General features: G+C 40.9%; 23 protein-coding genes. 10 read left to right on the plus strand and 13 right to left on the minus strand.

All coding sequences use genetic code 11. From position 1 onward, the window contains the following. Positions 1 to 4 precede the first annotated feature (4 nt). Positions 5 to 1315: an ATP-dependent protease ATPase subunit HslU gene (gene hslU, locus KF820_04970; protein ID MBX3457693.1), complete on the minus strand. Its 1311-nt coding sequence runs from the start codon at positions 1313 to 1315 to the stop codon at positions 5 to 7. Further along, on the minus strand, positions 1312 to 1851 hold the full coding sequence (gene hslV / locus KF820_04975) for an ATP-dependent protease subunit HslV (protein ID MBX3457694.1): 540 nt from the start codon (positions 1849 to 1851) through the stop codon (positions 1312 to 1314). The genes hslU and hslV overlap by 4 nt, the downstream gene beginning before the upstream one ends. 60 nt (positions 1852 to 1911) lie before the next feature. Here hslV and KF820_04980 point away from each other — a divergent pair, with 60 nt between their 5' ends. Further along, positions 1912 to 2271 carry a histidine triad nucleotide-binding protein gene (locus KF820_04980; protein MBX3457695.1) on the plus strand — a complete coding sequence of 120 codons (360 nt, stop codon included), beginning with the start codon at positions 1912 to 1914 and terminating at the stop codon, positions 2269 to 2271. A 45-nt stretch (positions 2272 to 2316) separates the two neighbouring features. Here KF820_04980 and KF820_04985 read toward each other — a convergent pair whose 3' ends face one another. Next, positions 2317 to 3735, minus strand: a complete 1419-nt coding sequence (locus tag KF820_04985) for a chloride channel protein (protein ID MBX3457696.1) — start codon at positions 3733 to 3735, stop codon at positions 2317 to 2319. A gap of 191 nt (positions 3736 to 3926) precedes the next feature. Between KF820_04985 and KF820_04990 the strand changes: the two genes are divergently transcribed. Further along, positions 3927 to 4442 carry a hypothetical protein gene (locus KF820_04990; GenBank protein MBX3457697.1) on the plus strand — a complete coding sequence of 172 codons (516 nt, stop codon included), beginning with the start codon at positions 3927 to 3929 and terminating at the stop codon, positions 4440 to 4442. A gap of 31 nt (positions 4443 to 4473) precedes the next feature. Here KF820_04990 and gyrA read toward each other — a convergent pair whose 3' ends face one another. Both gyrA and ssb read right to left on the minus strand, forming a co-directional pair. Then, a complete protein-coding gene (gene gyrA / locus KF820_04995; GenBank protein MBX3457698.1) occupies positions 4474 to 7233 on the minus strand; it encodes a DNA gyrase subunit A in 2760 nt (919 codons plus the stop codon). A gap of 59 nt (positions 7234 to 7292) precedes the next feature. Then, positions 7293 to 7784 (minus strand): single-stranded DNA-binding protein, encoded by a 492-nt coding sequence (gene ssb / locus KF820_05000; protein MBX3457699.1) that lies wholly within the window; start codon positions 7782 to 7784, stop codon positions 7293 to 7295. 129 nt (positions 7785 to 7913) lie between these two features. On the opposite strand from ssb, the gene KF820_05005 reads away from it, so the two are divergent. The 3 genes from KF820_05005 to KF820_05015 all read left to right on the plus strand — a co-directional run bounded on the left by KF820_05005 (position 7914) and on the right by KF820_05015 (position 10757). After that, entirely contained in the window at positions 7914 to 8633 is a 720-nt protein-coding gene (locus KF820_05005) for a dienelactone hydrolase family protein (protein MBX3457700.1), read from the plus strand. Between the two features lie 149 nt (positions 8634 to 8782). Then, the gene (ftsZ, locus tag KF820_05010; protein MBX3457701.1) at positions 8783 to 10336 is read left to right on the plus strand and encodes a cell division protein FtsZ; all 1554 of its coding nucleotides are present in this window, start codon (positions 8783 to 8785) and stop codon (positions 10334 to 10336) included. Between the two features lie 235 nt (positions 10337 to 10571). Beyond that, positions 10572 to 10757, plus strand: coding sequence for an entericidin A/B family lipoprotein (locus tag KF820_05015; protein ID MBX3457702.1), 186 nt, complete (start codon positions 10572 to 10574; stop codon positions 10755 to 10757). A 63-nt stretch (positions 10758 to 10820) separates the two neighbouring features. Here KF820_05015 and KF820_05020 read toward each other — a convergent pair whose 3' ends face one another. Continuing rightward, positions 10821 to 11486 (minus strand): NUDIX domain-containing protein, encoded by a 666-nt coding sequence (locus tag KF820_05020; GenBank protein MBX3457703.1) that lies wholly within the window; start codon positions 11484 to 11486, stop codon positions 10821 to 10823. 285 nt (positions 11487 to 11771) lie between these two features. Here KF820_05020 and KF820_05025 point away from each other — a divergent pair, with 285 nt between their 5' ends. Next, positions 11772 to 11933 carry a hypothetical protein gene (locus KF820_05025; GenBank protein ID MBX3457704.1) on the plus strand — a complete coding sequence of 54 codons (162 nt, stop codon included), beginning with the start codon at positions 11772 to 11774 and terminating at the stop codon, positions 11931 to 11933. Here the strand turns inward: KF820_05025 and KF820_05030 are convergent. The 4 genes from KF820_05030 to KF820_05045 form a co-directional block, all read right to left on the minus strand. Next, a complete protein-coding gene (locus KF820_05030; GenBank protein MBX3457705.1) occupies positions 11930 to 12505 on the minus strand; it encodes a DUF3501 family protein in 576 nt (191 codons plus the stop codon). The genes KF820_05025 and KF820_05030 overlap by 4 nt on opposite strands. After that, positions 12502 to 13821 (minus strand): hypothetical protein, encoded by a 1320-nt coding sequence (locus KF820_05035; protein MBX3457706.1) that lies wholly within the window; start codon positions 13819 to 13821, stop codon positions 12502 to 12504. Before KF820_05035 ends, KF820_05030 begins: the two co-directional genes overlap by 4 nt. 118 nt (positions 13822 to 13939) lie before the next feature. Further along, the gene (locus tag KF820_05040; GenBank protein ID MBX3457707.1) at positions 13940 to 14401 is read right to left on the minus strand and encodes a rubrerythrin family protein; all 462 of its coding nucleotides are present in this window, start codon (positions 14399 to 14401) and stop codon (positions 13940 to 13942) included. 38 nt (positions 14402 to 14439) lie between these two features. Continuing rightward, entirely contained in the window at positions 14440 to 15039 is a 600-nt protein-coding gene (locus KF820_05045) for a DUF882 domain-containing protein (protein ID MBX3457708.1), read from the minus strand. A 151-nt stretch (positions 15040 to 15190) separates the two neighbouring features. On the opposite strand from KF820_05045, the gene KF820_05050 reads away from it, so the two are divergent. The 4 genes from KF820_05050 (at position 15191) to KF820_05065 (ending at position 19946) form a co-directional block, all read left to right on the plus strand. After that, a complete protein-coding gene (locus tag KF820_05050) occupies positions 15191 to 16780 on the plus strand; it encodes a lysine--tRNA ligase (GenBank protein ID MBX3457709.1) in 1590 nt (529 codons plus the stop codon). A 176-nt stretch (positions 16781 to 16956) separates the two neighbouring features. Further along, entirely contained in the window at positions 16957 to 17904 is a 948-nt protein-coding gene (locus KF820_05055; protein MBX3457710.1) for an L-histidine N(alpha)-methyltransferase, read from the plus strand. After that, a complete protein-coding gene (locus KF820_05060; GenBank protein MBX3457711.1) occupies positions 17904 to 19163 on the plus strand; it encodes a HAMP domain-containing histidine kinase in 1260 nt (419 codons plus the stop codon). The genes KF820_05055 and KF820_05060 overlap by 1 nt, the downstream gene beginning before the upstream one ends. Before the next feature lie 78 nt (positions 19164 to 19241). Further along, the gene (locus KF820_05065) at positions 19242 to 19946 is read left to right on the plus strand and encodes an aquaporin (protein ID MBX3457712.1); all 705 of its coding nucleotides are present in this window, start codon (positions 19242 to 19244) and stop codon (positions 19944 to 19946) included. 41 nt (positions 19947 to 19987) lie between these two features. Here the strand turns inward: KF820_05065 and KF820_05070 are convergent, their stop codons facing one another. Genes KF820_05070 through KF820_05080 form a run of 3 tightly spaced genes read right to left on the minus strand, consistent with a single transcriptional unit; the run spans position 19988 to position 23642 of the window. After that, entirely contained in the window at positions 19988 to 21925 is a 1938-nt protein-coding gene (locus tag KF820_05070) for an acetoacetate--CoA ligase (GenBank protein ID MBX3457713.1), read from the minus strand. Between the two features lie 12 nt (positions 21926 to 21937). Further along, a complete protein-coding gene (locus KF820_05075) occupies positions 21938 to 22561 on the minus strand; it encodes a MarC family protein (GenBank protein MBX3457714.1) in 624 nt (207 codons plus the stop codon). 10 nt (positions 22562 to 22571) lie between these two features. Further along, the gene (locus KF820_05080) at positions 22572 to 23642 is read right to left on the minus strand and encodes a Glu/Leu/Phe/Val dehydrogenase (protein MBX3457715.1); all 1071 of its coding nucleotides are present in this window, start codon (positions 23640 to 23642) and stop codon (positions 22572 to 22574) included. Positions 23643 to 23664 lie beyond the last annotated feature (22 nt).

A 23664-nucleotide genomic window follows, 5' to 3' on the forward strand; every position in this document is an offset into this window, starting at 1 on the left:
CTCCTTACAGAATGAATTTGGACAGATCCGTATTCTTTGCTAAGTGTCCTACTTTGTTATGGACATCCTGAGTGGAAATTTCAATGGTTTGTCCGGCCATATCAGGTGCTTTAAAGCTAATATCTTCGACAAGTTTTTCCATGATGGTATGCAAACGACGTGCCCCAATGTTTTCGACATCTCTGTTCACATCAGCTGCCAGTCCTGCAATGGATTCAATGGCATCCTGTGCAAAATTAACGGTTAAAGATTCTGTCGCCATCATGGCTTGAGCTTGCTTAATCAAGTTTGCTTCAGGTTCTGTTAAGATGCTAACAAAATCATCCTTGGTCAAGGCACTTAGTTCGACACGAATTGGCAAACGACCTTGAAGTTCTGGCAACAAATCAGATGGTTTAGATACATGGAAAGCACCCGATGTGATAAATAAAATATGATCTGTTTTAACGGTACCATGTTTAGTTGTAACACTGGTTCCTTCGATTAACGGCAACAGATCACGTTGAACACCTTCACGGCTTACATCGCCACCAGATTGTTCTGTTCGAACGCAAATTTTGTCGATTTCGTCTAAAAAGACAATGCCGTTTTGCTCAACAGCCTCGATGGCTTCTTTGGTCACGCGATCCTGATCCAGTAACTTGTCACTTTCTTCTTGAATCAAAAGCTCTATTGCATCTGAGACTTTCATTTTTTTGGTCTTCATGCGTTCGCCCATGGATTTACCAAAAATATCCCCCAGACTAATCATTCCCATTTGCGCACCAGGCATTCCCGGCACATCAAAAGCGGGCATACTGGCTGTTGCTGTATCCAAAACCTCAATATCGATTTCTTTGTCATCGAGTTTTCCTTCATTCAGCATTGACCTGAACTTGGTTCGTGTTTCAGCCCCTGCTGTATCGCCGACCAACGCATCCAGAATACGCTCTTCAGCATGGACTGCTGCTTTGGCTTCGACTTCATACTTTAAGCGTTCACGGGTCATATGCAACGAGATTTCGATCAAATCCCGAATGATTTGTTCAACATCACGTCCCACATAGCCAATTTCTGTAAATTTTGTTGCCTCAACTTTAATGAAAGGTGCATTAGCCAGTTTTGCTAATCGACGAGCAATCTCTGTTTTACCGCAGCCTGTAGGTCCAATCATAAGAATGTTTTTTGGCAGAACTTCATCTCTTAAGTCTTTTGGTAATTGCATACGACGCCAACGATTGCGTAAAGCGATGGCAACAGCGCGTTTTGCTTCATCTTGACCGATAATAAACCGGTCAAGTTCACTGACGATTTCGCGAGGAGTCAAGGTAGTCATAGGGAAATACTCTCTAAAACGATATTATTATTAGTATAAATGCAAATGTTAGCCGCAATCTCAAGGGATTTACGGGCAATGTTTTCAGCAGTCAATCCATCAATATCATGGAGAGCACGGGCTGCTGACAGCGCAAATGAGCCTCCGGATCCAATCCCCATTAATCCGTCTTCCGGCTCAAGAACATCGCCGTTTCCGGTTAGAATCAGGCTGGTTGTTTTATCAGCCACAGCCATCATGGCCTCAAGGCGTCGCAAATAACGATCGGTACGCCAATCTTTGGCAAGTTCCACACAAGCCCGAGTGAGTTGTGCCGGATATTGCTCAAGCTTTGCTTCAAGGCGCTCAAATAATGTAAAAGCATCAGCTGTAGCGCCTGCAAATCCGGCAATGACATGACCACCCGCTAATCGGCGAACTTTACGAGCCTGAGATTTGATCACCACATTCCCTAAGGTTACCTGACCATCACCAGCGATGACTACTTGATTTCCTTTACGAACGCTAATTATTGTTGTTCCGCGCCACTGTGGCATTGAAGTACTTGATTCCATTTTTAAGCTCCTGCAAAGTTGTATCGAAAGGAGAAAAACATTATGTCTTATGATTTAAATAACATATTTGCGCGAATTTTGCGCCAAGAAATTCCATGTAATAAGGTTTATGAAGATGAGAAACTGCTCGCTTTTCATGATATTAGTCCCAAAGCCCCTGTGCATATTCTCATTATCCCCAAGGGATCTTATGTAAATTTCCATGATTTTCATCATTCCGCAAGTACAGATGAAATTACCCATTTCTATGAGAAAATTGCAGAAATTGCAGCTTCTCAAGGATTGGTAGATTCTGGCTATCGTATCATTAGTAATTGCGGCCTTGATGGCGGGCAAGAAGTCCCCCACTACCATGTTCACTTACTGGGAGGGGGTAAATTGGGAGCTATGGTCGGAAAGTAACGCCAATTATCAGAAATAGTTCTATGGTGAATTCTGAGGAAACCCCTAATAAGTAGGATGGTCTTTGGTCGCAACCTTACTGAGTGGGATTTTATCTCCGCGACGAATTAGTTTTAGCGTATAAATCGATGCACTTGAGATGATAAAACTGATACAGGCTGCAGTTGAGGCAACACAGGTAATTTCAAGGACGGCACTATAGGATGAGGTCATTTCGACCATCATGATAATTGCTGTTATAATGGCGTGTGTTGTACCAGCAATCATGCCAGCCATACAAAGAACAGCAAATAATGGTGTGGGAATGGGGCAGTCAAGCCATACACCATGGACCATTCCCCCAATAAAACATCCAAATGCGGCGCCTATAAATAGGCTGGGCGAAAATATTCCACCAGAGCCACCAGAACCAAGGGTTATACTTGTTGCGATTATTTTCAAAAAGACGAGGTATAGTAAAAATGAAACGTTAAAAGACGCATTGTTAAGGATGGTCTGAATGGTTTCATACCCAACTCCAGACACATAAAAATGGCCAAAACTCATTTTTAAATTCCAGATAATGAATCCTAAAAATAGCATCCCTATAAAATGCCGCTTATAAGGATTAGGAAAATACTTTTCGAATGTATCTTCGAAGAGATAGATTGAGCGACTAAAAATAAATGAAATTCCACCGACTAAAACCCCCAGAACACATAAATAAACCCAGTACTGAGGATCATTATTGATAATTTCAGGAGTTGCTATTGATGGAATATTAAAGGCTGTCATATCCCCAATTAAGATACGAGCAACAAAAGTTGCCATTGTACAGGCAACAATAACAGGCGCAATTGTGCGCATACTGATTTCTGACAAAATTAATTCGACAGCAAATAAAATGCCGCCAATTGGTGTATTAAAAGTCGCAGCAATGCCGGCTCCAGCCCCAGCCGCAACAAGAGTCATTTTCTGCCAGGGTTCCATTTTCAGCTTATGACCAAAAAATGAGCCTACTGCACCCCCTATCTGGATAATGGGTCCTTCTCGCCCGACAGATCCACCTGATCCGATTGTAATGGAGGATGCTAACGCTTTGATAAAACTGATGCGGGGTCGAATATGACCGTTTTTATTAAAGACAGCATCTAAAACTTCGGGAACACCATGCCCTTTGGCCTCAGGGGCAAAATTTCTGACGATATAGACAACGGCTAAACCGCAAACAGCCGGAACAAAAATAATCCCCCACCCCCAAAAATTAGTATCATCATAGACAAGAGGATCAAAATTCAATGAGAGTTTTCCCAACAGCAAAAGATTGTGAAAAAATCCCAATAGCTCCCGAAATCCATAAGCACCAAAGGCTGTCACAACACCAAGTAAGGATGCCGTAAACAACGTTGTTAGAAAACCATTTCGTGCGAGCAGTAGTAATATTTGTGGCTTTTGAATGTCAGTCTGCATGGATATCATACTCATAATCCTCTCCCTTACTCTTAAGGTTAGAATTGATCCGCAAGCAGGGTCAATGGGTAAAAAGAGTAAAGACAAATCGACTATCATATTAATAAGTATTTTTAAATATGGATATATATGGATATGTTTATGGATATTTTTAATAATAACATATTGATAAAAAATTGTTTTTATCATGTAAAATGGATTATTTTATGTTTGAAAAATTACGTAACGCTTTTAACAAAGTCAAATCTCTGTATTTCTTTTGTTCAATTATAGTCATTAAAATACAACTCCTTGCTCTCCCCTTAATGATATTTTGCCTCAAACAAATGAATCAACCTTCTCACTATGAAGCTATGAATAACATGTTTAATATTGATATTTCTCCTAATGAGGCATCAGCTATTCACTGCACAAAAACATTTCTGGACATAAGTCGATGTATGACTTTTTGTTTGATGGTTTCTGCAATTTTAGTTTTCAAAGCGATAACATCCAAGCATGTAACAAAATGGACAAAATTTAACGTACAAGCCCCAACTTTATCGGTCATAAAATTTTCAATTTGGTGGGCGTTAATTGGTACATTTATGAATGGCATCTTCGAAGTTGTCGTGACATCAATTACACTTTATTATCCGCTGACATTAGTTAGTCAGATAGTTATTTTATTTATTATGGTCAAAGACCAATCTTTTGGTATTAAAATAAAGCTCGCACGTTAGGAAATAGGCCTTCGTTAAAGAAGGCCTTCTTTTATGCATCCTCTGGGGTGTTTTCCTCAGCAGTTTCAACAACTGGATTCTCAACAGTTTCTACTGTATCCTCTAGGGAGTCATCCTCATCATCGTTGATTTTATCGCCCGGGATGTGGCTGACAGAGACAACCCGTTCATCATCTGCGATACGGAAGATTGTCACACCTTGGGTTCGACGTCCGGCAATTCGTACATCATGAATTGGGCAACGAATCAATTTACCGGCATCGGTCACCAACATGATTTGGTCTTTCTCTTCCACAGGGAAAGAGGCAACAACTCCACCATTACGAGCATTGACGATAATGCTGTCAACCCCAACGCCACCACGACCTGTGGTTCGGTATTCATAGGCTGAAGATCGCTTACCATAACCGTTTTCTGTAATAGTTAGAATGAATTGCTCGCCCGCTGCAAGTTCATCGAAACGTTCTTGAGATAAACTTCCTTCAACAGTATTTTCTTCCTCAGGGGTTTCATCGTCGACTTGACGTAGCTTTGAGGCTTGACGCAAATATAGATCGCGCTCATCCGGAGATAGCTTTCCTTGACCCAAAATTGTCATAGAAATCACGCTATCTTTATCGGCAAGTTTAACACCTCGAACACCTGTTGAATCGCGTCCGGCAAATACACGAACTTCATCAACGTTAAAGCGAATACACTTACCAAGAGCTGTTGATAACATAACGTCATCTGCTTCGGTACATGTTTTCACAGCAATTAGGTCTTCACCTTCATCTAGCTTCATGGCAATTTTACCGTTGGAACGAATATTCATAAAGTCAGAGAGTTTGTTTCGGCGGACATGACCACGCGATGTTGCAAACATGATATGGGTGTTTTCCCAGTCTGATCCCTCTTCAGGCAATACCAATACGGTGGATACTTTCTCGCCATCGCTGAGAGGCAACATATTAATCATCGGGCGTCCCTTAGAGGTCGGACTACCCAATGGCAAACGATAGACCTTAAGGTTATAGACGATTCCCTTGTTGGTAAAGAACATCACCGGACAATGAGTGTTGGCAACGAACAAATCTTGGACGATATCTTCTTCTTTTGTGGTCATGCCAGATCGACCTTTACCACCACGGCGTTGGGCGCGGTAAGTGCACAACGGTACGCGCTTGATGTATCCTTCCATGCTGACTGTAACAACCATTTCTTCTCGTTGAATCAGGTCTTCCATCTCAACAGAAGAATCGCCTTCTTCAATGCTGGTTCGGCGTGGGGATTTAAATTGGTCGCGTACGGCAACCATTTCTTCACGCATAATGGTCAAAACACGATTGCGATCCCCAAGGATATCCAAAAGGTCTTTGATTTGCATCGCGAGTTCATTCAAATCATTGGCAATCTTTTCACGTTCTAGGCCTGTTAAACGATGGAGGCGTAGATCTAAAATAGCTTGAGCTTGGGCATCGGTTAGGCGATAGGTTGTCTGACCTTCAACAAACGAGCCATTTTCATCGACGATCGCTAAAAGTGGTGCTACAGATTCTGCTGGCCAATCCCGCGCCATCAATTGTTCTTTGGCAACCACACGATCAGGGGCTTTGCGAATTAATTCAATAATTGGGTCAATGTTCGCAACAGCAATGGCAAGTCCAACAAATAAGTGAGCTTTTTCACGAGCTTTAGCCAATTCAAAACGGGTGCGACGCAAAATAACTTCTTCGCGGAAAGCTAAAAAGGCTGTCAGAATTTGTTTGATTGACATTTGTTCGGGGCGACCATGATTCAAGGCCAGCATGTTGACCCCAAAAGACGTCTGCAACTGCGTAAAGCGATACAATTGGTTTAAGACCACGTCTGCAACCGCATCTCGCTTAAGTTCAATCACAACACGGACCCCGTCACGGTCTGATTCGTCTCGTAGGTCAGAAATTCCTTCAATAATTTTTTCTTTGACGATCTCAGCGATTCTTTCCACAAGACGGGCTTTGTTGACTTGATATGGAATTTCATCAATGATGATGGCTTCTTTTTCACCGCGAACTGTTTCTGTGTGGGTTTTTCCGCGCATAACAATAGACCCACGTCCTGTGCGAAATGCCTCATAGATTCCTGTCCGGCCAACGATAATACCGCCTGTTGGAAAGTCAGGACCCGGAATAATCTGCAACAGATCTTCGACTTCAAGTTCGGGGTTTTCAATCAACGCACAGCAGGCATCAATAACTTCGCCTAAATTGTGTGGCGGAATGTTTGTTGCCATACCAACAGCAATACCGTTACCCCCATTCACCAAAATGTTGGGGAACTTCGCTGGCAAAACTTTTGGCTCAACAGTCGAGTCATCGTAGTTTGGTTGAAAATCAACAGTGTCTCGGTCAATGTCTTCCAAGAGTTCATGAGCTGGTCGGCTCAGACGTGCTTCCGTATAACGTTCTGCCGCTGCGGGGTCTCCGTCCATGGAACCAAAGTTACCTTGACCATCAATGAGCGGAACTCTAAGGCTAAAGTCTTGGGCCATACGAACCATTGCATCGTAAATTGCCATGTTACCGTGGGGATGGTATTTACCCATCACATCACCAACGGTACGCGCTGATTTACGGTACGGACGATTGTATTCGTTGTTGGCTTCTTTCATGGCGTACAGAATACGACGATGAACGGGCTTAAGGCCATCTCGGACATCTGGGAGTGCACGCGATACGATAACGCTCATGGCGTAATCGAGATACGAGCGCTTCATTTCATCTTCAATTGCAACAGGCTTAATGTCGGTTGAAAGGACAGCGTTAGTCATGAGTTACCCTCACTTTAGAATAAAAAAGATCAGCAGAAATTAAAGAACTGAGCACTTAATTAGAATGGAATATCGTCATTTAAATCATCAAACCCTTTAGATCCACCGGCCGGCGGCAAACTAAATGGATCATTGTTTGATGAAGCCCCCAACGGAGAGGAATCAAATTCGTAACCACTGTCAGAATTATTGCTTCCACTTGCCCCACCCATGAGTGTCATTTCGCCGCGATAGCGTTGTAAGACAACTTCGGTTGTGTACTTTTCTTGCCCTTGTTGATCTGTCCATTTACGAGTTTGAAGGCTACCTTCGATATAAACAGAAGATCCTTTTTTCAAGAAACGCTCTGCGACATCACCTAGGCGATCATTAAAAATAACAACACGGTGCCATTCTGTTTTCTCTTTGCGTTCACCTGTATTTTTATCTTTCCATGTTTCACCAGTGGCCATGGTAAATGTTACAATTTTTGATCCATCGGGGCTGTTACGAACCTCCGGGTCCTTTCCCAAGCGACCAACCAAAATTACTTTATTTACTGAACCACTCATTCCTCAACATCCTTAACAAAAAATATACATGTATTGTTATAGTTATACGAAACTATAGGGCAAAAAGCTATCCCCAAAAATACTTTCAACAAAACAATCTTTGTGCAACCATAGTAGCGGAGGTGCCCCATGAAAACCAAACAAGAAATTCGTTCAATTACCCATAACAACCAACGTCTTGACTTATTTTATAGTTGGCCTCAGGAAAATGGTAAAAAGCGTCCTGCTGTTCTTATTTTCTCCCCTTGGTCGGGACGTGATCACTTTGCCGAACACAAAGCCCATTGGCTTTCTTGTATGGGTTATATTGCTATCGCCGTGGATCTTTATGGTGAGGGAAAAACAGGCGAATCGCGCGAAGAATGTTCGGCTTTAATGATGCCCTTTATCACGGATCGCACTTTATTGAAAGGCAGAATTCAAGCAATCATGAGTCATGTCAAAAACGATCCTGCTGTGGATGCCTCAAAAATTGCTGCGATTGGCTATTGCTTTGGCGGATTATGTGTTTTAGATACTGTACGTAACAATCTGGGCTTATGTGCGGGGATCAGTGTCCATGGTTTGTATAGCAAGCCCGATTATAAACTTCCTAATACTTATTCAGCTAAGGTTTTGACACTTCATGGTCAAAAAGATCCCATGATTAGTCGTGAAGATGTGTTGAATTTGCAAGACGAATTGCAAAACGCCGATGTTGATTGGCAAATGATCACCTATGGCCTTGGATATCATGCTTTTACGACCCCAGAAGCGGATGATCCTGACTTTGGGACAGTTTTTAATACTTATCTGGACGACCGGACAACGAAATACATAACAGCATTTTTAACAGAAACATTCGCTTAATCTCAAAAATTGATTTATGTTATTTCTTTCTAAGATAAGGTGCCAAATTTGTTTAACTTATCAAGGATTTTCATAAAACTGTGGAAATTGAAATTTCTTTAGGCGATGATATACTTAAATGATCTAAAAGCAATTCGGAGAGGGTTTCTATGGCGATGGATACGGAATTAAGACCACGCATCACAGTTGTCGGTGTTGGAGGAGCAGGCGGCAACGCAGTTAATAATATGGTTCGAGCAAAGCTTGAAGGGGTTGAGTTTGTTGTAGCAAACACGGACGCTCAGGCTTTGGCTCAGTCCTTGGTGAATGCAGAAAACCGTATCCAGCTTGGGTTAGGGGTAACTCAAGGTTTGGGTGCTGGATCGAAACCAGATGTTGGTCGTTCGGCAGCCGAAGAGTCCCATGATGATATTACAAAACTCATCAACGGAAGTAACATGGTCTTTATTACTGCCGGTATGGGTGGTGGAACCGGAACGGGGGCTGCCCCGGTCATTGCTCGTGCAGCACGTGAACTGGGTATTCTAACCGTTGGTGTTGTAACTAAGCCATTCCATTTCGAAGGATCTCATCGTACCCGTACAGCCGAACGCGGGATTGATGAACTTCAACAATATGTTGACACTCTCATTATCATCCCAAACCAGAATTTATTCCGTATTGCTAATGAACGCACAACATTTGCTGATGCTTTTAAGATGGCCGATGACGTTTTGTATTCTGGCGTTCGCGGTGTTACTGATTTGATGATTATGCCTGGTTTGATCAACCTTGACTTTGCTGATATTCGTGCTGTTATGGCGGAAATGGGTAAAGCGATGATGGGTACGGGCGAAGCCCAAGGCGAACGCCGTGCGCTTGACGCCTCTGAGGCTGCGATTTCCAACCCACTCTTGGATGACGTTTCGATGAAGGGTGCTCGTGGTGTCTTGATTAACATCACCGGTGGTTTTGATATGACCTTGTATGAAGTTGATGAAGCAGCGAACCGTATCCGCGATGAAGTTGATCCTGATGCTAATATTATCTTTGGTTCCACCTTTGATGAAAAACTTAATGGTACGATGCGCGTTTCTGTTGTTGCAACGGGTATTGGCGATTTTAAACCGGCGCATGCAGGCTTAACAGCAACAACACCAAAAGTTGAAACGCAACAATCCACAGCGCCATCTTTTGGCGGATCAAGTTTTGCTCATCGTGATTTTGGTTTTGGTGTTTCAAACTTTACACCCCCAAAAACCGATGAACAACAAGATGAGCATGCCACTGAAGAAGTCAGTTCTGCCGAGCCGGTTGTTCAAGAACCAAGTGCTGCTATTAATGAGTCAGGGGGTTCTGAAGACATATCAGTAGAGAATGCTGATGCAAAACCTGCTTTACAAGAGTCATCAACTGTTGATTTGTTGAATGATATTGTTGCTGATCTTGGTCAAACACGGGATAAGGTTGATTCGATACAGTCGGCACCAACGCCTGAACCGGCAGTATCGACAAAGCCAGCAATTAGTGTTGAGCCTCAGAATACTGAGAAAAAGAAATCGATTTCATTGTTTGAGCGTTTTACAGGTGTATCGCGTAGTAAATCCCAATCAGAGGAAGAGCCACAACGACCTGCGCCTTCGATTATTTCGACAGCTCAGCAAACTCAGGAGGACGATAACGATATTCTCGAGATCCCGGCATTTTTACGTCGAGAAGGATAATCATATTTGACTCAAAAGACGGCCGTTAAAGGCCGTTTTTTAATGAGAAAATTAACGAAATATTTTCAACTTTGTTATAAAGATAAATGAGACCTACACTATAACTATAGCCATTCCATTTGAGCTTGGAAGTTCGTCACCATGTCGCTCACCTACTTATGGTAGGCATTGCTCTTTGTTTCTGTTTCCAAGCTCAATTTGAATAACTCTAATAGAAAACTACTGAACGGAGATTATGATGAAAAAGATGTTTTTCCTTATTCCAGCACTCGGAATTATTTTAAGTGGTTGTGAAACTGCCGAAGGATTTGGACGCGACCTTAAAAAAGCAGGATCGGCTATTGAGAGAAAAGCGAGTCATGAAAATGATGATGTGTCTCATCCGCCAAAATCTAAAAAAGTCCATTCCTACGATCGCTAGAACTATAAAACTAGACGCTAAAGCCAATTCGAGATAAGAATTGGCTTTATATTTGAAATATAATTATTCAGGTTTTTTTCGCGACTCTATATATTGAGCAACAGCTACTTTTACAACTGCTTCATAATCCTTAACAAGATTTTGGTCCGGATTAAGGGGATGGTGGCCAAAATCAACAAGGTCACGATTTGTAAACGCCTCAAGAGGAAATGCTTGAACGGAGTCAAATTTCCGTGAATTTTTGTCATTCTTTTGATGCAATTGTGTCATATGCAGTTCGTGAAGGCTTGTATTCACTCTTTTGACAGCTGTTTCTGCTGTTTCTTGAAGCTTAACAACCTGCAAATAATAGCCGTTAAAAAATACTCGAGCAATGTGTGTTGATGTACCGTTTGTAATCATATTGGCAGCCATTATACCAAATTCTTCTGATAATTCGCGTGTTGCACCGGCAACAAGCGTTAACTCATTTGTGTTGCGACGGTCTTTTTCCTCGAGTTTTCCTGAGGGTGGTGAAAATTCTGGTTTTAAATTTGGCTGATGGTCTTCCGTCTTTGTATTCATCGAGGCTGTAGTATGACCAAGAATGACTTGATTGTCAGCTGTAATAACGAAATAACCCGCGTGACTGATAGATTTATCTTGTCCGCTAATCTCTACAGAAATATGCTCTGTTGCCAGGGATTGAATCAATGTCAAGCCTAGCATGGCAATGATATTTTTAAACATCAGATTTTATCCTTGTAGTAAAGTTTTATACCTATGTATAGGTGTTCAAGTTGATTTTGGGAGAAGTAAATAAGGGACGACGTGCAAATTATCGCATGAACGATACAGGGACAGACTTCCAAACGCAAATTGAATGACTATAACCATTGTCACTATAGACATAAATTACCATGAGGAAAATAAAAAAAGATAAATTTTACTAAAATTATACTAATGGTGTGATTAAGACAAATTTAACTGAATCTGGTTGATCCTGAATATGTCAACAATAGAGGAGGATTAAGCATGAGTGAATTTGTTCGGACCCGATTATTCTTTATCTTGGTCATGTTATCACTGTCCATTGCCCAAGGATTAGTCGTTCACGCCAGTCAGCAAGCAACAAATAAACTCAATAAAATCCTTCCCTCTCCTGTTTCGGTAGATATGCTCCAGCACTATCCTTAAGAGAAATCGCTGCACAAAGACTGACGAATAGGGTCAGATAAAATTGTTTTATGCAGATATTCAGGATGACGAGACTCTAAAATCACGTCTTGATTCCTTTGGTGGAGCAGCTCTTTTTGGTTGGGTGTAAATTGCCAACGAATGAAATGAACAGATGACGTTTTTCCATCTGCTGTGGTTCGCTCTAAATCGTCTTCAGGTTTTCCAACAACTTCATGTCCTGCAAATTTTAAGACAAGATTAAATTCAAAATGTCCAAGCTTTGATAGTTTTAAGGTTCGTACAGCAGGGTCTGGTATTTCAATCATAACTGTAGCAACCCATTCATCTCCCTTGGGCTCTAAAGGCGCATAGGCGGCAAGCTCATCATCAATCTGCTCTTCTCCCCCTTTTTCAATATAGAGCATCTCTTGAATTTGCCACAGTAGTGTGTCGCGATTTTCGAAATAGCACGTCACATCAGGCCCCAAAGCAAGCCGACGATTTTTTTTCAGGTTCAAAATATCTTGTCGCCGTTCAGGGCGTTGCTTAGTAAATGTTTCAAGATCTAAGATATTGTCTTTAGTAATCATTTTTTCCATCCGTAAGCTTTGGCTAACACAAAAACAGGGTGTGTCGTCGTTAGCTGGTGTTCTGGCGATAGTCGCTCAATTCCTTGCAAAATATGCTCTCCGGCTAAGGGGCATTCTGAAAGAACTTGGCTGCTATTGTGGGATAGCGCTGTTTTAGCAACGGGTTTCCCGACTTTTAAAGCCACATCAAAGTTATCAACCATCATCCCCCAGCTACCACCATGGCCAGAGCATCGCTCAATGACTGCAACCTCTAAGTCCGGGATGAGTTTAAGCATTTCAACCGCTTTGTGTCCCATATTTTGGGCACGAGAGTGACAGGATATATGGGCTGTAACCTTATCCCCTAAAGCTTGAATCCCGTCAGCAAGTCCTTTAGTTTTTGCTAATCTGACAATATATTCCGCGATATCGACAGTATGTTTTGCTAACTTTTCCACATCAGGATGAGTTGTCAGTAAGGGCCATTCTTGCTTCAGCATTAACGCACATGATGGCACTAATGCCATAACGGTATAGCCTTTATCAACCCACTGACAAAGTTCGGTTGCAATAGTTTCTGCTTGGCGAACCACGGCAGGGATGTTCCCCTGTTCAAGTTTGGGCATACCACAACATCCTGGATAAGCAACCTGAACATCGACACCATTTTTTGCTAGGATATAACGTGTTGCCAAGCCTAGATCCGGTTGATGATAATTCCCAAAACATGTTGCATAAATGACAACTCTTTCGCCAAAGCTAGGGGCTGAATTATTAACAGGTTCACCTGCTTTTGCTTGTGAGATCAACGTTGATTTTGAAAATTTTGGGACACTGGCTCGCCGATCAATACTTACAGTTTTTTCTATTAAAGATCGGCTGATTGTGTTGTCCGTCTTGGTCAACCAATTAACAGCCGGGGCGAGTGTTGTCCCTAACTTTCCGTTCCGATCCATTTCGCTTAGTTGGTTTTGAATAAAATTCTTTTGATTTGCATAGCGATAGCGCAACATCAAATGCGGAAAATCAAGATTGAATTCATGGGGCGGTACATAAGGACATTTAGTTAAATAACACATATCACATAAGGTGCACTGGTCCACTACATCGGGAAAACTATCGCTTGAGACAGAATCAAGTTCACCTGTTTTTGACTCATCAATTAAATCAAAAAGTTTGGGGAATGAGTCACACAAATTAAAACACCGCCGACACCCATGACAAATGTCAAAGACACGACGCATTTCTTCATCAAGTTTTTCAGGATTAGTAAAGTCTGGATTTTTCCAATCTATTTTGTGACGGATTGGGGCGTCAAGGCTACCTTCGCGCATTGATTTTTTTCTAAAGTTTGGTGCTATTGATCGGCATTCTTTTGGGCGGTTGCTATGTGATGTGATATACCCCTCAACCGCTCTTTGAGCGACCTCTCCCACAAGGGGAGAGGGATTATTAAGCAGCTTCTTTTAAGGTTTCAAGAGCTCGTTGAAAGCGTCCTGCGTGGGATTTTTCGGCTTTTGCTAGTGTTTCAAACCATTCAGCAATTTCGTCAAAACCTTCGTCACGAGCAACTTTTGCCATGCCAGGGTACATGTCTGTATATTCATGGGTTTCGCCAGCGATAGCTGCGATCAAATTATCCTTGGTTGAGCCAATTGGTAATCCTGTTGCAGGATCTCCGGCTTCTTCTAGGAATTCAAGGTGTCCATGTGCATGTCCTGTTTCACCTTCGGCTGTTGAACGGAATACAGCAGAGATATCATTATATCCTTCGATGTCTGCTTTTTGCGCAAAATATAAATAGCGACGGTTGGCTTGGGATTCACCAGAAAACGCATCTTTTAGATTTTGTTCAGTTTTTGAACCTTTTAAGGTCATCTGTTTTTTCCTCCATAGATAGTTATTGTTGAACATCTTACGGTATTGCTCAGAAATGTCAATGGCTATTGACCTTAGGCAGGTCCCCAGTAACGAACATGTCCGGTGTCTACATGCACAAACCGTGAATATCGACCAACGCCTCCTGCTTTCAGGGATTTAGCGGCTTGTTGAATTTGTTTCATGGTACGCCCCGGGATCATGATGTCAGCTGCTTTACCGCATAAATGTTGGCTGTTTTTAGCAACTCCACAATTCGCAGATCGAAGTTGAGCATTTGTCTTTGGCGAACGATATCCTGAAATTAAATGGATGGGTTGTATTGAATCAATTTTATTTTGAATGGCATGAATCAGGTGCATTAGATCTGGATCAAGATCATGCTCTTGATTGGTGCGATGATCGCGGAAATGATATTTGAGTTCAGCCATGGCTTGAGTATTAAGCTCTCCATCTGCCCAAAATAAACAATTTTTTAAAGACTCGCCTGTATGCGTATTATAAAAACTAAGTTTCTTCTCAAGTGTTGGCACACCAGATGCCCAGCCGGATACAGTCAAAGCCGGAGCTGCGGTGACAAGAAGCCCTAAAGAAGCCATACCTTTTAAGAATTGACGGCGCTCAACTATTTTTTCTGACAAAATGGGCACGTCAGCCCTTATTAACTCAGACACTAATCTTTCCTTATATCCCACTGCTTATCAATTGGTTATATCCTGATCTTGTTTTATTTGTCAAATTATACGGGCAAATAGGTTGCTTTTTTTAAGTAAAAGCAGTACGTTACGGAGTAAATACTTATATTGTAATAATGGATGTTAAACGATGCAGAATATGGCTGAAAAAATTCAAGAAGAACTCAGATCAGTTGCTGATCAAGCGAAATCATGGCCTTTTGAAGAGGCTAAACGAATTCTTGAACGCATAGGTCATAAAACGCCAGAAAAAGGGTATGTTCTTTTTGAAACAGGGTATGGTCCTTCTGGGTTACCCCACATTGGAACCTTTGGGGAAGTGATGCGAACAACAATGGTTCGCAAGGCATTCCAAATACTGAGTGATATTCCAACACGGTTGTTCTGTTTTTCTGATGATATGGATGGTTTGCGTAAAGTGCCAGATAACGTTCCAAACCAAGATATGCTTCGTCAACACTTAAATAAGCCATTAACTCAGGTTCCGGATCCCTTTGAACAATATGAAAGTTTTGGCCACCACAATAATGCAATGTTACGTCGATTCTTGGATTCTTTTGGGTTTGAGTATGAATTTCAAAGTTCTTCGGATTGGTATAAAAGTGGCCGCTTTGATGCGTATTTAAAACTTGTCTTAGCCCATTATGATGAAGTCATGGCTGTGATGCTGCCATCTTTACGAGAAGAGCGTCGTCAGAGTTATAGCCCCTTCTTGCCGATTTGCCGGAAGACAGGTGCTGTTCTGCAGGTTCCAATTATCAGTCGTGATTTAGGGGCTGCAACAATAACCTACCAAGATGATTTAGGAAAGATGATTGAAATCCCGATTACGGGGGGGCATTGTAAGTTGCAATGGAAAGCTGACTGGGGAATGCGTTGGAGAGCCTTTGATGTGGACTATGAGATGTCTGGTAAGGATCTTATTGATTCGGTCAAATTATCAACTCAGATTTGTCGCATTATTGGTGGTCGACCCCCTGAGAACTTTACCTATGAATTATTCTTGGACGAATTGGGGCAAAAAATCTCCAAGTCAAAAGGAAATGGTTTAACAATCGATGAATGGCTGAAATACGCGCCCGATGTTAGTTTGGCTTATTACATGTTCCAAGCGCCACGTAAGGCAAAACGTCTCTATTTTGATGTCATTCCAAAGCACATGGATGATTACCTAACCCATTTGGCAAAATTTGAGACTCAAGACGCATTACAACAGCTAGACAACCCGGTATGGCATATCCATCAGGGTAATCCACCCAAAGCTGAAAGCGGTTTAAGTTTTTCCATTCTGTTGAATTTAGCAAGTGTTTGTAACGCCGAAGATCCGTCTATTCTCTGGGGATTTGTTTCGCGTTATCAACCAAACGCAACGCCAGAAACCCTTCCATTGCTGGATAAACTTATTAAGCACGCGATTGCTTATTATCATGACCGTGTCTTGCCAGATAAGGTTTATCGTGCGCCAACAGACTTAGAGCGTTCTGCTTTGCAAGATCTTTTGGTTTTGCTTGGGGCAATGAATAAAAAATCTTCAGCCGAAGAGATTCAAACGGCAGTTTATGAGGTTGGTAAGCGTCATGCTTTTTCTGAGCTCCGTGCTTGGTTCTTATGCTTGTACGAAGTTCTTTTGGGGCAATCCGAGGGGCCACGCATGGGATCATTCATTGAATTATATGGGATTAATGAAACAATTGCCCTTATTAATTCTAAACTTGCATAATTTTATAAAAATGCTATGATCCATCCAACCTTAGAATATTGTTGCTTATATTGACTCTCTGACGTTGTTATACTGTTGTTTGTCGAGGGAGTCAGTTTGGCTAGCTATACAGGGTATCTATTTTTGTTTTTTCTAAAGAAAATAATGGCGATTATATGAAGGTATTCAATCAATAAATGCTTAGGGTTCAAGATTTTGTTGATCTTTTTAGGCGAGAAAAGCAAGGCCATCTCGGGAAATATGTTTACGAGTACCGGCCTGATATTTATGAATCAATTTTAAGTCAAGAAAGTTATTATCCATTTCATATCGAAAGCTTTTTGATTAGCAAGTACGCCAAGAATATTATCACCCATCTTGGAAAAGTTGGTTGTGTTTTAGAGTTAGGGCCGGGATCTGAGTGTCCCATTAACTATAAGACTGTTCCCTTGCTAAAAGAATTTATTAAGATTGGTGTTTATCCTGCTTATTGGGCTATAGATACCTTAAAATTATATGCAGATCAGGCTTGTGCTCTTATCAAGAAAACAATCCCCTCTATTTCAACACAAAGTTATTGTTCTGATTTTTCAGGTGAATCTGGATTATTGCCTTTGGGAGATATTTTAGGGGCTAAACTTATTGTTTGTTTTGGGCAGTCTATTTTTGCCAATAATGCGCCTGAAATTTCAGAGATTATTTTAAAAAACATTGCCGCAATTATGCGTCCCGATGACTATTTGTTGATTGGGCTGGATATGACGCGGGATCAGGAAAAAATTGAAAAAGCGTATAATACAGACTTAGGGCAGCAACTTTTATTTAATGCCTTTTTTTATCTCCAGAAAGAATTAAATCCTAAGGGATTTGATCCTGAGCAATTTCAACATCAATATAATTGGAATACCCTAAAAAATCGCGTTGAACTTTCTTTTGTTGCCTTAAGCGATCAGCAATTTGAATTAGACAAGCAATATATTCATATTCAACAAGGTGACCAATTTATACTGATGTACTCTTATAAGCCCGACTTTTTAGAAATTGTGGACTTATTAACTGTAGCAGGTTTATCGGTGGTTTCTGGTTTGATTGATGAAGTGAAAAATGACCAATATTCGTTTCTACTTATAAAAAGAACGCTGTGATGTTTAATAAGCTTCTTTGTTTTATAGATCGACGGATTGAGCTTTTTGGTGGGGCTCAATATAAAACTTTTGGTCTCTTTGGTTTGATTAATTTTCCGTTGGGGCATCTTGTTTTGCAGTTGATGGGAACTGAAGAAAGCATTGTTGCGCGAGCCATTGCAACGCTGATCTGCATCCCTCTTGTTCTTGTATCCTATTGGCCTGCTTTTTTAAAAAAATATTTGAATTTATATTGGATTTTTATGCTGTTGTATTGCTTGCCGATATTTGGCGTCTATACGTTACTGGTTAATCAATCATCCTTGGATTGGCTCCTGAATTTATCATTGAGTTTATTTTTGTTATTTCTGCTTGTAGACTATATTTTACTGTTAATTATTTACAGTCTGGGGGCACTTATTGGCGTTTTTTTGTTTAATGTTTTACACCCTGATATTTTTTTTCTAGAAGAAATCCCACCTAATTTTATTTACGTCTATATCTCAATGATTCTTCTTGGGTGCATCTTTGCCCGTAAAAAGGAGAAGATTGGGCATGACCGATTAAATACCCTTAAACTTTTAGCGGGAACAGTGGCGCATGAAATGCGAAGTCCATTAATGGCGATGTCTATTACATCCCATGGACTCAAAAAATATCTCCCCCAGTTAATCGATTCGTATTTTAAAAATAATGATCGGAAATTGACAGAATCCCAGTTAACGTTTTTAAAACAGGCACCATTTGATTTAGAGCGGACTGGACGAAACGCAGGTCTTTTTATTGATATCCTTTTAATGAATCTGAAAGAAGATTTAAAAGAAAATAATAACACAATTTGTTCAATGAATTGTTGTATTGATGATGCTTTAAATAACTATCCTTTTATGGGGGGTGATCTTAATAAAATCCATTTATTACCCTCAGTGGATTTTAAATTTATGGGGGATGAAATATTAATTCGCCATGTCTTCTATAATCTGATAAAAAATAGTATTTTCTCTATAAAATCAGCGCGTAAGGGATCTATTGTTATTTCTTGGGGTATTGAAAATAATAAAGGCATTGTTCGGTTTAGAGACACTGGCTTAGGAATTTCCTCAGATCATTTACCCCATATCTTTGAAAGGTTGTACAGTCAAACAAAATATGGAACAGGAATTGGCCTTGCATTCTGTAAAATGGTTATGAGCCATTTACAGGGCGATATAAGATGTTCTTCTGAGCTGGGGCATTATACGGAGTTTCAACTGATATTTCCGTTAGCCTCAGTAAATTAAGATTGATTAATCAACTGGATATTTATTTTGATATAAATCAAACTGAAACTGTGTTTCTTTATTTAATGAGGTTATGAAATGCAAAATTGTAATACTATGTCTCGCTATTTTGCGGAATTTTTAGGGACAGGAATTCTTGTTATGATGGGGGTAGGAAGCGCCGTTTTAGCAGGATCATCTATTGGTGCTTTGGGTATCGGTTTGGCTTTTGGCTTAACATTAATGTTATTAATTTATATGATTGGCGGGAAATCTGGTTGCCATATTAATCCAGCCGTTACATTAATGATGTTTTTTACGGGTCACACAAAACTGGTGGATGCCCTATTCTACATTATCGTCCAGTTGGCTGGTGGTATTGCCGGTGCTTATGTGGTTTATATGGTGGCAACCGGTAAAGCAGAATTCTCTCTTGCTACGGGCTTTGCCTCGAATGGGTTTGCTGAACATTCACCGGCCGGATACTCTATGCACGCGGTTATGTTGGTTGAGTTCCTGATGACATCCGTGCTTTTGCTGGCTGTTTCAGCCACAATGAATCAGGATTTTCCTGCCGGATTATCTGGGTTAGTTGTTGGCCTTGTTCTTGTTGCAATACACTTAGTCAGTGTTCCTGTCAGCAATACTTCTGTTAATGTGGCGCGATCTTTGGGATCTGCCTTTATTGAAGGTGGATGGGCAATGCAACAATTATGGGTTTTTGCTGTTGCGCAAGCTGCGGCTGCAATTTTTGTTGCGGCACTCCATAAATGTTTTTTGGGGTATGCCAGTTGCTCTAAATAAATCGATTCATTCATAAAAAAGAGCCCTGATTTGGGCTCTTTTTATGTTTGCAGTTCAGGGATATCTTTATACTGAGATAGTGCTTCTGGATTGGCTAAGGATTCAAGGTTTTTGATTGTTTCATTGTGTATTGTCTTACGAACAGCAATTTCAACGATTTTACCATTTTTTGTCCTCGGGATGTCTGTTACTTGAATTATTTTTGCAGGGACGTGTCGTGGTGTCGTATTATTTCTAATTTGCTGCTTAATCTGCATGACTAACTTGTCATCTAATTTGATTTTATCTCTGAGTTTTACAAAAAGAATTACCCGGACATCACTTTGCCAATCTTGTCCGATGACAATGCTTTCTATAACCTCGGGTATTTGTTCGACTTGGCGATAGATTTCAGCTGTACCAATTCGGACACCGCCGGGGTTTAAAACTGTATCAGAGCGTCCATAGATGATTAGACCATCATGATCTGTTATTTCAACAAAATCCCCGTGGTGCCAGATATTTTTATAGGTACTAAAATAAGCACTATAATATTTTTGTCCGTCCGGATCATTCCAAAAACCCAAAGGACGAGATGGGAACGGTGCCGTGCAAACGAGCTCACCTTTCTCTTGTACAATAGAGTTCCCTTCGTCATCAAAGACTTGAACTTTCATACCCAGTCCCCTACTCTGCAATTCTCCACGCCAGACGGGAAGGATGGGGTTGCCCAAAGCAAAGCAAGAGAGTATATCAGTTCCGCCGGATATCGACGCTAAGCATAGGTCTGATTTAATTGATTGATATACATAATCAAATGCTTCGGGGACTAAAGGTGAGCCTGTGGACATGATCATCTTTAGTGACGTGAACGTGTACTTCTTGTTTGGTTGGCATCCAGTTTTCATAAGGCTATCAATAAATTTTGCCGACGTTCCAAAATGTGTGACGTTAAGATAATCAATTTGTGATAGTAAGCTATCTTGGTTTGGATATGCGGGGTTACCATCATACAACATTAACGTTGCACCGCTGGCTAGGCCAGATGCGAGCCAATTCCACATCATCCAACCACATGTTGTGAAATAAAATAATCGGTCATTGGGTTTGATGTTGCAGTGAAATTGATGTTCTTTGAGATGTTGGATTAATGTGCCACCAGCACCATGGATAATACATTTTGGAACCCCTGTTGTTCCCGATGAATACATGATAAATAAAGGGTGATTAAAGGCCAGAGGCTCATAAATAATTTCGCTCTCTGGCTGAGCCAAAATTTCTTGGAATGTTATGTGATTATGGTGTTCACCGAGTTCAACAAAATCAACCACAATAATTTGATGAATTGACGGGATGTGCTGTTTAATAATAGTTAGTTTTTCCAGATTGGAAAATTTTTTTCCCCCATAAAAGTAACCATCAGTTGTAATGAGGATTGTTGGTTCAATTTGACCAAAGCGATCAATGACTCCTTGTGTGCCAAAGTCAGGAGAACAAGAAGACCAAATGCCTCCGATACTCGCTGTTGCCAGCATAAACATTATTGATTCTGGTATGTTAGGCAAATAGCCTGCAACACGATCGCCTTTCTTAACGCCGTTATTTTTTAAGAAAGCAGCTATTTTGGCAACGCTTGATTTAAGTTCTTTTTTGCTGATCTGTCTGATTATTTGTTCTTCATTCCAAGAAATTATCGCCAGATCAGGTGCTTTTTCTATTAAGTTTTCAGCATAATTTAATGTTGCTGTTGGGAAAAAGACTGCTTCTTTGATATCCTCAGGTTTTTGCACGTAAGGTTTTTCCCCTTTATTGCCAATGATTTGGCAATAGTCCCAACACGTTAACCAGAACTGATCTAAGTTACTAATGGAGTAATCATACATTTCCGGATATGTTTCCATGGAAAGTTGGCTCATGACATTATGTAAATGAGTTTCTTTGTCGTGTGGAGCCCATAAGGGTTGATTCACTGTGTCAATGGTTTGTATCCTCTGAGCCATAGTCATTACCTCTTAATTAAGCTTTAAAATGCCATCTAAGATACTTTGAACGGCTAAACCGCATAGAATGATACCAAAGACGCGTGTTAATACATTGATGCCTGATCGTTTAAATAGTTTAAGGACCTGGTTTGATGATTGCATAATGAACCATGTAACCAAGAGAGCCGTGTACATACTGCCGAGTACATACAATTGTTGATGCGCATTAATTTCTTGAGCTTCTCGCATCATCAGGACGACTGTTGTTAAGCTACCGGGGCCTGCCATTAAGGGAATAGATAAAGGAAACACAGCGATATCCATGATGTTTTGGCTATTTGGATGTTCTTCTTCTGTTGGTGTTTGGATTGCATTGGGTTTAGCCATGACCATATCTAGGCCTGCTATGCCAAGAATTATTCCGCCAGCAATTCTAAAGGCTGCTTCTGATATTCCTAAGCTGTCTAGGATATAATCGCCAAGGAAGGCAAAGATGGTCAGGAGGGTGGCTGAGATGAGTACAGCTTTGTTAACAATGCTACGTTTTATAGAATTATCAAGATCCTGTGTGCTATCAATAAACATACTGGTAACAGCAAATGGATTAATAATTACTAATAGTGTTGCAAATGTATTGATTGCTGTTTCTGCCACCCCTGCCCCACTATGCTGTTATTCGCTGGTTTTGTTCATTGCTACTATTCATAAACCTTGATTCTGCAACCATGTCACTGGCTCTATTGGACGATATATTTTTTTCCTCTGCTAGGTCATATATTTCCATCAATGTATCGTGTATACCATTAACGTGAGTTTCAACAGCTAGGGCATCGTAATTTGCCCCTTCATATGAGACGTTAATTAGGCCGCCAGCATTAATAAGATAATCAGGTGCATACAGAATGCCCCGTTCTTTCAACAGGTCTCCGTGACGGACGTCTAAGAGTTGGTTGTTTGCAGCACCGGCAATAACTTTACAGTTTAGTTTATTAATAGTCTGGTCATTAATAACGCCACCAAGGGCGCAAGGCGATAGAATATCACATTCTTCAAAGAGAATCTGATTGGCATCAACTGATTTTACACCATATTGTTTTGTAATAGCATCAACGTGGTCTTTATTGATATCGGCTACAATAACTTCTGCCCCATTATCGAGTAAGTGTTTTAGTAAATATGTACCGACGTGACCTAAGCCTTGGAGAGCAACTTTTGCGCCAGACAAACTTGTTTTTCCTGTTCTTTTTTGATGGGATGTTTTTATGCCAATATAGACACCGTAGGCTGTGAAAATTGAGGGGTCTCCACTGCCGCCGTTATTATTTTCCAAGCCAACTACATGGTTTGTTTCTGTGTGAATATTCTCCATGTCTGTAGGGCTTGTGCCTACATCTTCGGCTGTTATATAGAGTCCGTTGAGTTTGTCAACAAAGCGTCCAAAAGCTTGCATCAATTGCGGTGTTTTGATTTCTTTTGGGTCGCCGATAATAACTGCTTTTCCGCCGCCTAGTTTTAGATTTGCAAGTGCAGATTTATACGTCATGCCCCGTGAAAGCCTAAGGACATCATTGATGGCTTCTTGTTCGTTTTGATAGTTCCAGAAGCGGCATCCCCCTAATGCTGGACCTCTATTGGTATTATGAATAGCAATAATAGCATTCAGTCCTGTTTCAGGGTCATTGGCAAAACATAATAGTTGATGCTTATCAAAAGCGTGATTAGTAAAAACAGTCATAGATTGATATCCTTATTTAATG

This window comes from Candidatus Paracaedibacteraceae bacterium (assembly GCA_019636055.1).
In the GTDB taxonomy this organism is placed as follows: Bacteria; Pseudomonadota; Alphaproteobacteria; order Paracaedibacterales; family Paracaedibacteraceae; genus Paracaedibacter.